Origin of the sequence: Streptomyces sp. NBC_00859, from assembly GCF_045161865.1 — a bacterium.
GTDB lineage: Bacteria > Actinomycetota > Actinomycetes > Streptomycetales > Streptomycetaceae > Streptomyces.
This window is the reverse complement of sequence record NZ_CP108826.1, coordinates 2,218,211-2,231,982: the sequence shown is the minus strand read 5'-3', so window position 1 is coordinate 2,231,982 and position 13,772 is coordinate 2,218,211. Positions and strand designations below refer to the sequence as shown.

General features: G+C 67.5%; 12 protein-coding genes. 8 read left to right on the top strand and 4 right to left on the bottom strand.

Annotated elements, in window-relative coordinates:
* Positions 1-2 precede the first annotated feature (2 nt).
* Positions 3-1,157: a PucR family transcriptional regulator gene (locus OG584_RS09230; RefSeq protein WP_405783949.1), complete on the bottom strand. Its 1,155-nt coding sequence runs from the start codon at positions 1,155-1,157 to the stop codon at positions 3-5.
* A gap of 180 nt (positions 1,158-1,337) precedes the next feature.
* On the opposite strand from OG584_RS09230, the gene OG584_RS09225 reads away from it, so the two are divergent.
* The 8 genes from OG584_RS09225 (at position 1,338) to OG584_RS09190 (ending at position 10,193) form a co-directional block, all read left to right on the top strand.
* Positions 1,338-2,264, top strand: coding sequence for a proline dehydrogenase family protein (locus OG584_RS09225; protein ID WP_405776869.1), 927 nt, complete (start codon positions 1,338-1,340; stop codon positions 2,262-2,264).
* Between the two features lie 48 nt (positions 2,265-2,312).
* Complete coding sequence (gene pruA / locus OG584_RS09220) at positions 2,313-3,953, top strand: L-glutamate gamma-semialdehyde dehydrogenase (RefSeq protein ID WP_405776867.1); 1,641 nt, start codon at positions 2,313-2,315, stop codon at positions 3,951-3,953.
* Between the two features lie 153 nt (positions 3,954-4,106).
* Positions 4,107-4,784 carry a DUF4291 domain-containing protein gene (locus tag OG584_RS09215; protein ID WP_405776865.1) on the top strand — a complete coding sequence of 226 codons (678 nt, stop codon included), beginning with the start codon at positions 4,107-4,109 and terminating at the stop codon, positions 4,782-4,784.
* Positions 4,785-5,189: 405 nt separating this feature from the next.
* A complete protein-coding gene (locus tag OG584_RS09210; RefSeq protein WP_405776863.1) occupies positions 5,190-6,437 on the top strand; it encodes an LPXTG cell wall anchor domain-containing protein in 1,248 nt (415 codons plus the stop codon).
* Between the two features lie 255 nt (positions 6,438-6,692).
* Positions 6,693-7,139 carry a hypothetical protein gene (locus OG584_RS09205; RefSeq protein ID WP_405776861.1) on the top strand — a complete coding sequence of 149 codons (447 nt, stop codon included), beginning with the start codon at positions 6,693-6,695 and terminating at the stop codon, positions 7,137-7,139.
* Between the two features lie 823 nt (positions 7,140-7,962).
* Positions 7,963-8,730 (top strand): transposase, encoded by a 768-nt coding sequence (locus OG584_RS09200; protein WP_405773694.1) that lies wholly within the window; start codon positions 7,963-7,965, stop codon positions 8,728-8,730.
* Between the two features lie 113 nt (positions 8,731-8,843).
* Positions 8,844-9,521 (top strand): hypothetical protein, encoded by a 678-nt coding sequence (locus OG584_RS09195; protein WP_405776860.1) that lies wholly within the window; start codon positions 8,844-8,846, stop codon positions 9,519-9,521.
* 306 nt (positions 9,522-9,827) lie between these two features.
* Positions 9,828-10,193, top strand: a complete 366-nt coding sequence (locus OG584_RS09190; protein ID WP_405776858.1) for a hypothetical protein — start codon at positions 9,828-9,830, stop codon at positions 10,191-10,193.
* A gap of 423 nt (positions 10,194-10,616) precedes the next feature.
* Here OG584_RS09190 and OG584_RS09185 read toward each other — a convergent pair whose 3' ends face one another.
* From OG584_RS09185 to OG584_RS09175, 3 genes are read right to left on the bottom strand one after another with little or no spacing between them, the layout of a single operon-like run.
* Positions 10,617-11,867, bottom strand: coding sequence for a cytochrome P450 (locus tag OG584_RS09185; RefSeq protein ID WP_405776856.1), 1,251 nt, complete (start codon positions 11,865-11,867; stop codon positions 10,617-10,619).
* 10 nt (positions 11,868-11,877) lie between these two features.
* Positions 11,878-13,197: a cytochrome P450 gene (locus tag OG584_RS09180; RefSeq protein ID WP_405776854.1), complete on the bottom strand. Its 1,320-nt coding sequence runs from the start codon at positions 13,195-13,197 to the stop codon at positions 11,878-11,880.
* Positions 13,197-13,742 (bottom strand): GTP-binding protein, encoded by a 546-nt coding sequence (locus OG584_RS09175; protein WP_405776852.1) that lies wholly within the window; start codon positions 13,740-13,742, stop codon positions 13,197-13,199. The genes OG584_RS09180 and OG584_RS09175 overlap by 1 nt, the downstream gene beginning before the upstream one ends.
* Between the last annotated feature and the right edge of the window lie 30 nt (positions 13,743-13,772).

The following is a 13,772-nucleotide window of genomic DNA, read 5'->3' as shown; positions in this document are numbered from 1 at the left end:
TCCTACAGCCGGGTGCCCTTCAGCGCCATGTGCAGCAGCAGCCGGTCCTCGCCCTCGTCCAGGTCGAGCCCGGTCAACTGCTCGATGCGCGAGAGACGGTAGTACAGCGTCTGCCGGTGGATGCCCAGGACCGACGCGGTGCGCCCGGCCTGGCCCGCGCAGTCGAGGAACACCTCGGCGGTGTGGGCGAGTTCCGCGTGCACCGGCTGTGTGAGATCCCGTACGGCCGTGTCCTGCGCCAGGTCCCGGGGGAGCGCGGTCAGCAGCCGGTACGGACCGATCGAGGCCCACTCGGCGACCGGGCCGAAGCGCGTCTCGGCCGACGCCGCGCGGGCGGCGGCCGAGCACTCCCGCCAGGACACGGACAGCTCCGCCAGGCCGTGCCGCGCCGGTGACACCCCTGCCGTCGCTCCGGCTCCCGCCAGCTCGGCGAGCCGCGAAGCGGCGCTCAGCGCCGGGTCGAGGGTGCCCGCTGTGCGCAGCCTGATCAGCGCGGCCAGGGCGTACGCGGAGTCCTCCCCGGCGTCCGGGCCGGCTCCCGGCACGGTGCACAGCGCCGCGGTTGCCGGGACCGGGCGGACCGGCGGTTCCTCGTCGGGCCAGGGCGCCACACACACCATGACGTGCAACCCGTCCGCGCTCGGGCCCAGGGCCGTACGCAGCGCCGAGACCGCCATGTCGCGCGGCCAGCCCCGTTCGGATGTGAGCACCGCGCGGAATTCGCGGGAGAGCCCCGCCCCCGCCTGCTCCTCGTCGAACAGCAGGTCGCCGATGCGTGCGGTGACCTCCATCGCCGCCGCCAGCCGGCGGTCCGTGGGGCCGGGGTCGGTGTCCAGGAGCCAGACGTATCCGTACACGGTGCCCCGGTGGCGCACCGGAAGGCAGATCCGGCCGCGGTAGACGCCGGCCTCGGGGGCGGCGGGGATGCGGACCGGGCCGGTGGCGCGGGTGATGCCGAAGTCCTCGAACCAGGAGCGGACGGCCGGGGTGGAGCGCCTGGTGAGGATGGAGCGGGTGCGGACGGGGTCCATCTCGCTGTCGTCCTCGCTGTTGTGCGCTCCGAACGCGATCAGCCCGAAATCCCGGTTCTCCAGGGTCGCGGGAGCACCGAGCAGCGCCGAGATCTCGTCGGCCAGTTCCTGGTAGTCGCCCTTCACCCTGGCATTCTCCCACCCCTTCAGACATATGTCTGAGATCCAGTCCACGGATGCGTGACAGCTGTCGATGGCAGAACATCGGAGCGGTCCTTAGGTTCGAAGTGGTTCTCCGTGCTGTGCCGGTCCGATTCGGTCCGTGCCGCTACGGTCCTCGTTCGTACTTCTGGTTGGAGGTGCCCCGTGCTGGCTCCCGTGATCCTGGCTGCGGCCCGTAGTGACAAGATGCGCCGCTTCATATCGGCCGCCCCCGGCACCAAGCAGGTCGTCGCCCGGTTCATCGCCGGAGAGACGGTCGGGCAGGTCGTCCCGGTCATCGAGGACGCCGCCGGCAAGGGCCTGGAGGTCACCCTGGACGTGGTGGGGGAGGACATCACCACCCCCGCGCAGGCCGTCGCCGCCCGTGACGCCTACCTGGAGCTGGTGGACCGCCTCAAGGACCTCGGTCTGGGCGAGAAGGCCGAGATGTCGGTCAAGCTGTCGATGTTCGGCCAGAGACTGGAGGGTGGGCACGAGCTGGCGCTCGGCAACGTCCGCCGGGTCGTCGAGGCCGCCGCGGCCATCGGCACCACGGTCACCCTCGACGCCGAGGACCACACGACGCTCGACTCGATGTTCGCGATCCACGAGGAGCTGCGGAAGGACTTCCCGCAGACCGGCTGCGTCATCCAGGCCTACCTCTTCCGCACCGAGGACGACGCCCGCCGTCTCGCGGCGGCCGGCAGCCGGGTCCGCGTCGTGAAGGGTGCCTACAAGGAGCCCGCCTCGGTCGCGTACCAGGTCAAGGCCGAGATCGACAAGGCGTACGTCCGTATCCTGAAGATCCTGATGGACGGCACCGGCTACCCGATGATCGGGTCCCACGACCCGCGTCTGATCGCCATCGGCCAGGAGCTGGCCCGCAAGGCAGGGCGCAAACTGGACGAGTACGAGTTCCAGATGCTGTACGGCATCCGCAGCGACGAGCACGTCCGGCTCGCGGCCGAGGGCCACCGGATGCGCGTCTACACGGCCTACGGCACGGACTGGTACGGCTACTTCATGCGCCGTCTCGCGGAGAAGCCGGCCAACCTGCTGTTCTTCGGCCGCTCCGTGCTCACCAAGGGCTGACCTGCCCGGCTGACCACCCCACCTCAGACACAAGGAGACAAGGCACTCATGGACGCTGTGACCCAGGTCCCCGCGCCGGTCAACGAGCCGGTCCACTCCTACGCCCCGGGCACCCCGGAGCGTGCGCGTCTCGAAGCCAAGCTCAAGGAGCTGGCCGAGAACCCCATCGACCTCACGATGACCATCGACGGTGAGAAGCGGATGGGCGGCGGCGAGCCGTTCAGCGTCGTCCAGCCGCACAACCACCGGTCCGTCATCGGCACCGGTGCGCACGCCACGCAGGCCGACGCCCAGGACGCGATCGACGCCGCACTGGCCGCCGCCCCCGCCTGGCGCGCGATGTCCTTCGACGACCGCGCCGCGATCATCCTGCGCGCCGCCGAGCTGCTCTCCGGCCCGTGGCGCGAGACGATGGCCGCCTCGACGATGCTCGGCCAGGGCAAGACGGCCCAGCAGGCCGAGATCGACACCCCGTGCGAGCTCGTCGACTTCTGGCGCTTCAACGTCAAGTACGCCCGTGACCTGCTGGCCGAGCAGCCCCCGGCCAACTCTCCGGGCGTCTGGAACCGGCTCGACCACCGCCCGCTCGAAGGCTTCGTCTACGCGGTCACGCCGTTCAACTTCACGGCGATCGCGGGCAACCTGCCGACCGCCCCCGCCCTGATGGGCAACGTGGTCGTCTGGAAGCCGTCCCCGACCCAGACCCACGCGGCCGTGCTGCTGATGGACCTCCTGGCCGAGGCCGGTCTGCCCAAGGGCGTCATCAACCTGGTGACCGGCGACGGCATCGCGGTCTCCGAGGTCGCGCTGAACCACCGCGACCTCGCCGGCATCCACTTCACCGGTTCCACGCCCACCTTCCAGTACCTGTGGAAGACGGTCGGCGAGAACATCACCAAGTACCGCACGTACCCGCGTCTGGTCGGTGAGACCGGCGGCAAGGACTTCGTGGTCGCGCACCCGAGCGCCGACCGCGCCGTGCTGAAGACCGCGCTGACCCGGGGCTCGTTCGAGTACCAGGGCCAGAAGTGCTCGGCCTCCTCGCGTGCGTACGTCCCCGCGTCGATCTGGAACAGCGGCTTCCGCGAGGAGTTCGCCGCCGAGGTCGACTGGATCACCATGGGTGACGTCACCGACCTGTCGAACTTCATGGGCGCCGTCATCGACGACCGCGCGTTCGCGAAGAACAAGGCCGCGATCGACCGCGCCAAGTCCGACCCGACCTGCACGATCGTCGCGGGTGGCACGTACGACGACTCCGTAGGGTACTTCGTGCGGCCCACGGTCATCGAGTGCAGCGACCCGGAGAACGAGGTCTTCACGACCGAGTACTTCGGCCCGATCCTCGCCGTCCACGTCTACGACGACAGCAAGGACGGCTCGTACGACGCGATGCTCGCCCAGATGGAGTCGGCGTCCGACTACGCCCTGACCGGCTCGGTCATCGCGTCGGACCGCGCGGCGGCCGCTCACACGATGGACAAGCTGCGTTACGCGGCGGGCAACTTCTACATCAACGACAAGTCGACCGGCGCCGTCGTCGGCCAGCAGCCCTTCGGTGGCGGCCGCGCATCGGGCACCTGCGACAAGGCCGGTGCCCCGCAGAACCTCCAGCGCTGGACCCTGACCCGGGCCATCAAGGAGACCCTGGTCCCGCCGACCGAGTACACCTACCCCCACCAGGGCTGATACCGGCCCACCCCTGAGACACCGCCCCCTCCCGGTCCCCCGCCGCGAGGGGGCGGTTCCATGTCCGGCGGCACCCCGCCTGTCCGGTGGCGCCGTTCCCGCGGGCCGCGTCCCGTCGGCGGAGCGGTATTTCGGTGGTGCGCGAGAGCGGCGATGGAGCACCCTGGCCGGGTGGCAGAACAACTGAACGATCACCGCGCCGATGCGCGGACCGTCGAGGTGCCGAAGCACCACGTCCGCGCCCTGCACACCGAGTCGACGGTCACCGTGTACCAGGCGTACACCCCGTCCATCGGGCTCCCGGCGGCGCGCGACGGCCGGTTCCCCGCGGCCTGGAAGCGGGACCGGATGACGTGGATCAAGCCGTCGTTCCTGTGGATGATGTACCGCTGCGGCTGGGGGACGAAGGAGGGTCAGGAGACGGTGCTCGCCGTCGAGATGAGCAGAGCCGGTTTCGACTGGGCGTTGCGTCACGCCTGCCTCTCCTCCTACGAGCGCACTGTCCATCCCGACCAGGCTTCCTGGAAGCGGGAGTTGCGGCAGTCACCGGCCCGTGTGCAGTGGGATCCGGAACGGGACCTGCGGCTCAGGCCCCAGCCCCACCGCTCGCTGCAGCTCGGCCTCGCCGGCCCCGCTGCCCGCCGGTACGCCGACGAGTGGACCGTGTCGATCACCGATGTGACCCCGCTGGCCCACCGGATTCATGCGCTCGTCCGAGCCGGTGACGACGAGGGCGCGGCAGCGCTGCTGCCCCGGGAACGTCCGTACCCCGGACAGGACGGGCTGCTGTCCGCGGTGCTTCCCGGAGGTGCTTCCCGGCGGGACGGCTGAGTCGCCCGGCGACGCTACCGGACCGGCACCGACGCGGACGCGGACGAGATCATCGTTCATCTCGACGAGCTCGACGAGCTCGACGAGCTCGACGAGAACGGCTTCGGCTTCCCGGTGTCGGACATGGCGGAGCTGCATGCCCTGCGCCGGCTGCGCGGCGGCCGCGGACCCGGATCTCCGGCATGTTCACGCCGGAGCAGCTCGCCGAGGGGTCGTCGCCGAGCGGCTGGACCGGCTGTGGCCGGCGTACGACCTGAGGTTCGGTCCTGAGTGGCTGGCAACGACGGCCGATGTGGAGAAAGCGTGCCTCATCAGTGATGGTCCGGTGTGTGCGCGCAACTTCGTTCGACTTTCGTGCATCCAAGGTTTGATACGCGTTCGTGAACCCATAACAGGAGAATCATTTTGCGTCACCGCATCAGCTCCGTGTCCGCCGTCGCGGCCGCCCTGCTTGCCGTAGCCCTCGCACCGGCCGTCCAGGCGCACGCCGATGACGCGGCTGCCCCGGCTCTCGTGGTGTCCGAGCTGTCCAGCGATCCCTGGAAGCCGGGCGAGGTCCGGACGGATTCCCTCACCTTCACCAACCAGGGCGACGCTCCCGCGGACGGCGTCACGATGCGCCTGCGGATCACCCGCGGCCTGGCCTTCCCCGACAACGCGGCAGGCTGCACCTACTCCACCGACAGCGACCAGGTCTCCGTGGCCGTGTGCCACTTCGACAAGGTGCTGGAGCCCGGCCAGCACTTCACCGCGCCCGTCAACTTCAAGGTGCTGCCGAAGGCGCTGATGGAGAACGTGGAGTACGGCACGGGAACCACCGGCGGCGACCCGGAGTCCGGGTCGACTGCGCTCAGCTACCGCTCGCTCGCGGTCACCGCGGACAGCACGGCCGACCTCGCGGCGGTCGGGGACACGGCCAAGGGCAAGCCGGGCGACAAGGTCACGGTGACCGCGGGACTGCGCAACGACGGCCCCGGCTGGGTCGACATCAACACCAGCGACGACCAGCCCGCGGTGATGGTCAACATTCCCAAGGGCACCACGGCCGTCGAGGTCCCGAAGGACTGCCAGCCCTTCGGGATAGACGGCCCGAGCGGCCCGTCCGCACCGGGGAAGCCCAAGTACGTCTGCCTGCCCCCGGACCACATCTACGAGGTGGGCTCGCTCAACGCCTACAAGTTCGTGCTGAAGATCGAGAAGGGTGCGAAGGACACGTCGGGCGAGGTCAAGGCCACCTCGGTGTACGACATCCACCCGGACTTCGACAAGAACCCCGCCAACGACAAGGCCAAGCTCACGGTCGACGTCACGGGTTCGGGCACGGGGACGGGGACCGGCTCGGGTTCCGGCTCGGGAACGTCCGGCGGCTCCAACAGCGGTACCGCCACGGGTGGTTCGTCGGCCGGCACGACGGGTGGCTCGGACACCGGGGGCGCGGCCACCCAGAGCGGCACCCATGCCCAGTCCACCGGTGGCACGGGCTCCGCGCTCAGCACGGGCGGCTCCTCGTCGTCCGGCGGCGCGACCGGCACCATGGCGTCGACGGGCTCCAGCAACACCCCGCTGCTCACCGGAGCCGGCGCGGCAGCGGTGGCGCTCGGCGGCGGCATGGTGTTCGCCCTGCGCCGCAGGAACGCCGCGAAGGCCCAGTAGTTTCTCCGGTCGGTTCGGCGTCCAGTCCTGACCGTCCGTCGCCCCGGATTGCTCCGACAGCTTTGCGAAGTCGGGGCGAGCCGGGGCGTTCCGCTGTGCGGGATCACGGCCGGTAACAGTGTTGGCACTGGCGAAACCATGGGCACGACAGATAGCGTCATGAGGCACCGGGGGGCGCTCTGCCATGCTCGCGGCCCCGCTCGCGCAACTCGTCACAACTTCACTTGACTTGAGCACTGACCCATGGGGACGTTCATGGATCCGGATGCTGGTAAGGGTTTCCAGGGCATCAACCCGGACAGACTCGGCGATCTCATCAAGTTGATCAACACCAACTCCGGCGACGGGGCTGCGGCGGGCCAGCCTCACATAGACAGATGGATGAACCACGCGAGACGCCTTCAGATGGATCCGTCCCGCTTGACGAAGATGACCGGTCACCTCACCTGGGCGCACGGCCAACTGGCCATGCTCCGGCGCCGCCACAGCCTGGTGATGGATGAGGAGAAGCTGGACAAGGACGCAGGGCTGGGCGCGGGCATGGTCACTTCCGGAGCGGGTGACCTGGGCAAGTACAAGACGCAGGTCGCCGCCCAGAAGGCCGCGAAGAAGGCCGCCAGGAAAGACCCCGAAGTGGGCCTCTCTATTGCTGGAAGGCATAATTCATTCGGCCTGCGAGCTCAAGGTCGCACCGACGGATAAAAGATAGCTGGTTAATGATGAAGCATCCATGGCTGCCAATGTTTCTCACGGTTGCAGTGCTTACGAGTGCCTGTTCGGGCGGGAGTGCCGAGCCGAGTCTCGCCGAAGGAAAGAAGCTGGCTAACAAATCACAGAAGTCCGTGACGGAAACCTACTGGAAACTTTACGATGCGATTGGCGATAAGGCGAATAGGTCTCCGGCCCAGAGATACTTTCAGGGGTGTGATGACGATCGGGATGATTCACTGATCTTCATTGTCGGATCTGTTCTCAACCCTGAGGGGAAGAGCCAAGAAAAGATGACGCGTGAGCATTTCATGGCTACGGTTGCCAATCGATTGGATAATATCGGGTGGCACTTGAAGCCATCCGGTGGGATTCGCTCCGCATCAAAGAATGGTGTAAGTGTTGAGATGCAAGCATCCACGATCAATGACAGGACGGTTGCCTTCCGCGTGCAGAGTAAATGCCTTGATCTGGGTGGGGCTGCGAAGGAAATTAATTCGAATCCACCTAGTGTGTCCGTTCGGCGAAGCTCGAATTAGTTCCAAACGTATAATTTCTGGAAGGTTCCTATGGCTGGTAGGCCAGAAAAGAAGGTCCCAGCCCTGTACGGCAGGAGCTCGACACCCTCTGTAAGGAGGCAGGCGCATGGCTTCCTCGCGGATGTGCAGCGCCAGCGCGCCGGTCACCCCAAGGAGGTCACAGAGGCCGAGGCCGATACCGAGCGCCGTATTCTCGCTGGGAGGATGGGCTGAACGTCTGCGCGGCTGGTGCTAAGACCTGTCCCGTAACTGCTGGTCACAGGTGAGATGATCTTGCTGTGTCTGGTGTGATCACGGCGTCGGAGCCGTCCTGGATAGCCCCGTTCACCGGGCTGAGCCCGCGTATCTTCGGCAAGCTGGTGACCGCGCTGCGCCGCGAAGGTGCAGATCCGGTCCGCAAGGGCCGCCCGTGGTCTCTTCCGCTGGAGGACCGGGTGCTGCTGGTAGCGGCTTACTGGCGCACGAACTTGACGTTGCGCCAGATCGCCCCTCTCTTCGGTATCTCGAAGTCCGCGGCCGACCGCATCATCGACCACCTCGGCCCGTCCCTCGCGCTGCAGCCCCGCAAGCGGTTCCGCAAGGACACCGTGCTCATCGTGGACGGCACCCTGGTGCCCACCCGCGACCACACCATCGCCGAGCAGTCCAAGAACTACCGGTACTCCACGAACCACCAGGTCGTTATCGACGCCGACACTCGGCTCGTTGTGGTGGTCGGCCGGCCTCTGCCCGGCAACCGCAACGACTGCAAGGCGTGGGAGGAGTCCGGCGCGAAGGCCGCCGTCGGCAAGACGATGACAATCGCCGACGGCGGCTATCCGGGCACCGGGCTGGTGATGCCACACCGGCGCCGCAACGGCGAGGAACTGCCCGACTGGAAACACGCCCACAACAAGTCCCACAAACAGGTCCGCGCCCGCGTAGAGCACGTCTTCGCCCGCATGAAGACCTGGAAAATCCTCCGCGACTGCCGCCTCAAGGGCGACGGCGTCCACCACGCCATGCTCGGCATCGCCCGCCTGCACAACCTCAACCTCGCCGGATAGACGAGCGGTCGGGCTGGTCACCGCCCACGTCCACACCAGGCAGAGATCATTTACGGGACAGGTCTTAGTACGAACCTTTGACTCAAAGAACCCTCGCCTAACGGGAGTTACCAGTGAACCGCAGTCGTGTCCTGCCCGCCGCAGTATCCTTCGCGGCGGCCGCTGCCCTGTTGCTGACCGGATGCGGAGGTGGGGACAAGGGCTCCGGTAACGACAAGACCGCCGGCGCGGATGGCGGGGGAGCGAAGAAGACCGCGGCGCCGAGTAAGCCTGCGCCGAGCAAGGCGCCCGGTATTGACCGGCCCGATGTGAAGCTTCCTGGAGACGTCAAGTTCGCGTTCCCCGTGTCCCATCTGGCGGATCCGGACCAGGCTGCAGCCCTGGGCGATGCCGAGAATTTCATTCGCGCCATCGAACACGGAATCGTCAAGCAGGACAAGGACGACGCAGCTTACAAGTTCTACTCCGAATTCCAGAGCCTTGCCCAGGATTATGCGCGGGACCAGATCGCCCAGCATGTTGAGGCGGGTATGACCGTCACCGGCGAGAGGAAGTACTACGAGCCCAAGGTGCAGTCGGTCAACGGCAAGAAGGCCGCCGTTGTTACTTTCTGTAGTGACGGTTCGAAGCTCTACAGCAAGAACGTCAAGAGTGGCGCCGTGACCCGAACCACCAGGAGCGTCAAGGACTTCTACTTCTGGCAGATCGGGATGAGTGCTGCGGACGGCGTCAACGGTCTCTGGCGCGCCAGGGAGATCAAGGTGCAGGGGGAGGCCGCTCAGTGCATGTGAAGGTGATATGTAAGCCAGTCCTGGTTTCGGTCATCAGTAGCTCGCTGCTGTGGGCAGTCGTTGCGCCAGCCAGTGCGGAAGACACCATCAGCGGAGCCAAGCGGACCGAGCACCCAAACCGGACCATCGGCTCCCAGGTATCAATCAAGTACCACGCCTCCGGCAACAGCGGAGGCGGCTCCGGTCAGCTGGCCTCCACCGATTCCAACTGGACTCCGCCTCCGTGCTGGTACGCCCCCGAGTGGCGCAACGCCCGGCGTCGGCCGATTCGCTGAATGCACAGGAGGCGATGTCGAGAACTCCAGCATGTACGAAATCTACTCACCCCTTATTGAAGCGAGTGGCAAGGAAACCGGTTCGGAGTTTCTGCAATCGCTGAAACTTGAATTGGCTGACGCAGGGTGGGACCTTCGTCCTTCGGGTAGGAATGTTTATTCGTCCACAGTGCGTGACGTGAAGCTTGTGCTCGTTCCGTTGAAGCGCGAGGCCGGTCAGAAGCCCGGTGCCTCACTTTGGGCTCGAAGCGGATGCACGGATGTGGGAGACGCCAAGAAGGAGGTGCTCCGTGACTACGGGAGTCAGTCGAGCGACCCGTACGATCCGAAGGACGCCTCGAAATCTCCAGTGCCGACAGGTTTCCCCGACCCGGATCACCTTGAGCGGGCCAGGTGAGTGAGGTCTCGTGAGGCGAAGACACGTTCCGGGGGAAACGGCTTTTCTGCCTGAAGCATCCCCCGTTCCGGCTGGATTCGCCGTCCCGGGCGTCGTGAACTGACGTGCCCCCGGGCGTCGGTGAGAAGGGAAACGGTGCAGGGCGTTCCCCGGAACGCAGGCGGTTCCGGGGACGCGTACCTGGGCCGCCGCTCGCGAGCGGCCCGACACCCATTACTGCTTGTCTGTCGGCCGGTGTCCGACACCGGCCGGCAGGCAAGCGGAGCGCCCCACCCGGCCTCCCCACAGCACATGCGTGACGGCTCACGTCAGCCGTGGAACCGCCGTAGCCGTCGGGGCCGAGGTGGCTGCCCGGCAGCCACGGCGACAGCGCTGCCGGACGTGAGCACAGTGGCGAACTGCCTGCGTGTACAGGTGTGCGGCTCAGGCGAGAACGGCCCGGACCGGCCCCTTCAAGCGGACAGGGATCTCCTGCGGGCCGTTGGAGATGAACGACGGCATCGGCTGCAGGTCTTCGACGGGTACGGCGAGGGCGAGATCGGGGAAGCGGTCGAAGAGCGCGGCCAGGGCGATGCCGGCTTCGAGGCGGGCCAGTTCCGCGCCGAGGCAGAAGTGCGCCCCGTGGCCGAAGGAGAGGTGGTCCTTCTTGGTGCGGGTGATGTCGAAGCGCCCGGCGTCCTCATGGACGTGGGGGTCGCGGCCGGCGGCCGCGTAGTTGATGACGATGGGGGTGCCCTTGGCGAAGACCAGACCGCTGTCGTGGATGTCCTCGATGGGGTATCGCATGATGATGCTGGCGATCGGGGCCTGGTGGCGCAGGGACTCCTCCACCACGTCGCTCCAGGTATGGCGTCCGGAGCGTACGAGGGCCAGCTGTTCGGGGTGGGTGAGGAGGCTGCAGGCCCCGTGGCCGATGGCGTTGACCGTCGTCTCGTGGCCCGCGCCGATCAGCAGGAGCAGGGAGTCACGGAGTTCCTCCTCGTCCAGCTCGGTTCCGGTCTCGTCGTCGTGGGCTGCGATGAGCGCGGTGGTGACGTCGTCGCCCGGGACCTGGCGCTTCGCGGCGATGAGCTCCGTCAGGATCTGGCTGACCTCCATCGCGTTCGCCATGGCCTCCTCTCCGCTGAGGCCGGTGGAGAACAGACTGCCCACCGCGGACCGGAACCTGGCGTGCAGCCCGGTGGGTACGCCGAGCAGCAGGTTGACGACGAGCAGCGGAAGTTCCCCCGAGAACCGTTCCCGCAGGTCGACGACGCCGTCCCCCTCCTGCCCGAGGCTGTCGAGGAGCTCGGCGGTGACCTTCTCGATGGCGGGGGTCAGCGCACGGACCCGGCGGGCACTGAACGCGGGGGCGATGAGACGCCGCAGCCGCTTGTGCTCGGAGCCGTACGCGGTCAGGGCGTTGCGGACGCTGACCCAGATACGCAGCGGCCAGTCCTCGGGGATGTCGCCGTTGACGAACGCCGGCCAGTGGCTGTACGCGTCCTTGGAGACCCGTGGGTCGGACAGCAGCCGCTTGATGAGCTCCGGGTCGGTCACCGACCAGGCCTCGATACCGCCGGGCAGTTCGACCAGGGCGGCCGGGCCGTGCGCACGCAGCCGTTCGGCTTCGCCGTGGATGTCGGCGGCGCCGGCATCCAGGATGTAGGGGCAACCGGTGGTGGTGGGTTCCATTCGGGCTCTCCTAAACGGTGGTGGAGGACGCGGGTGTGGCTGACGCACGCGTCGAGGGCGCGGTGGGCTCGAAGGTGAAGGGCAGACTGGTCCATCCGGAGTGGAACGTCCCCGGACGGCGCACGAGTTGCTCCGGCCGGCAGGACAGCGTGAGGTCGGGAAGCCGGTCCAGGACGCGCTCGATGGCGGTCTCGGCGATCACGCGGGCGAGGCCCGGCGCGGGACAGCCGTGAACGCCCGCGCTGAAGGCGAGATGCCCGCGGTTTCCCACGTACTGGTTGCCGGTCATGTGGTGCTCGGGATCGCCGTTGGCTGCGGCGAAACTGACCAGGATCGGTACCCCCGGAGGAAGCGTCACCCCCTCGTACGCCTGGTAGGTGAGCGCGTACAGCGGGCTGTAGTTGGAGACCGGTGGGTCGGTCCAGAGCACGTGGTCCACGGCATCGCTGACGGGCATGACACCCTCGAAGAGGCCCCCGCGTATCTCCTTCTCGCCGTGGATCAGCGCGAGGGCGTTGCTGCTCAGGTTCGTGCTGGGGGTGCTTGCCGCGCCGACCGTGAGGAGGATCTGCTGCGTCATCTCCTCGTCGGTCAGCCGGGTGGGATGTGCCAGCAGCCACGAGGTGATGTCGCGGCCCGGCCGGCGTTGTTTGAGAGTGATCAGCGCCATGCACGCCTTGAGCACCGCGGCGTTCGCCTCGGCCGCGTTCTCGTCGGTGTCGAAGAGCATCGCGATGGACGTGAGCAGGTCACGGGTGATGTCGGGCGAGCAGCCGAACAGCCGGGCCAGGACGAGCATCGGCAACGGTTCGGTGTACTGGGCGACGAGGTCGACCTCACCCTGCTCGACGAAGGCGTCGATCAGCTCGTCCGCCACCTGGGTCACCATCTCGGTGAGGGCATGGGTGTCCACCTGGGCCAGGCTGTCGGTGATGGCCGAGCGCAGCCGGGTGTGAGCGGCCCCGTCCATCCACAGCGCGTTGTCCCGCGGCATCATCATGACGGCGGCCGGACTGTCGGCGGGTACCTGCCCGCTGCGCAGCGCCACCCAGTGCTCGGGGTTCTTGGCGAACAGGCTGGGAGTGTTGCGCAGCAGGTGGAGAGCGGCCCGGTAGGTCGTGGTGAGGTACCCCGCGACGCCCGGTGCGATCTCGACGGGGGCGATCGGCCCCAGCTTCCGCAGAGCCGCGTACGTGGCGCCGGGGTTGGCCGAGAAATCCGGTCCGTGGATCGGGATCAGCCGGCCCTGCGGCGTCGGGTCGGCCCCGCGGCCGACCGGACAGCCCGGGGCCGGTGCCTGGCCCGGACCGGGGGAGCGGTGAGTAGTCATCAGGAGGGCTCCGGGGGCAGAGTGAGGAGGTAGGTGACGAGCGTGATCAGAGCCTGTTTGGCGCTGAGCCGGTCGCGTGCGTCGCAGAGGACGAGTGGTGTTCCGGGTTCCAGATCCATCGCGGAACGCAGCTGTTCCACGGTGTAGTCCCGGCGTTCGGGGTGGTTGTCGAACACGTTGATCGCGATGGCGTACGGCACACCGAGTTCTTCGAGCCGCTGGATGACCGGGAAGCTCTCGGCCAGAACCCGGGTGTCGGCCAGCACGAGAGCTCCCAGGGCCCCCTGAACGAGGCCCTCCAGGAAATCGAACCGCGCCTGGCCGGGGGCGCCGAACATGTACAGCACCAGGTCTTCGCTCAGGGTCCGCCGGCCGAAGTCCATGGCGACCGTGGTGGTCGTCTTGTGCGGCAGTCCGGCGAGGCTGTCGGTGCCCTCGCTCGCGGTGGTCATGACCTCCTCGGTGGACAGCGGCCGGATCTCCGACAACGTCCCGATGAAAGTGGTCTTGCCGGCACCGAAGTGACCGGCGACCACGATCTTCACTGTGTTCTCCGTGCCCCGGAGGAAGGCACT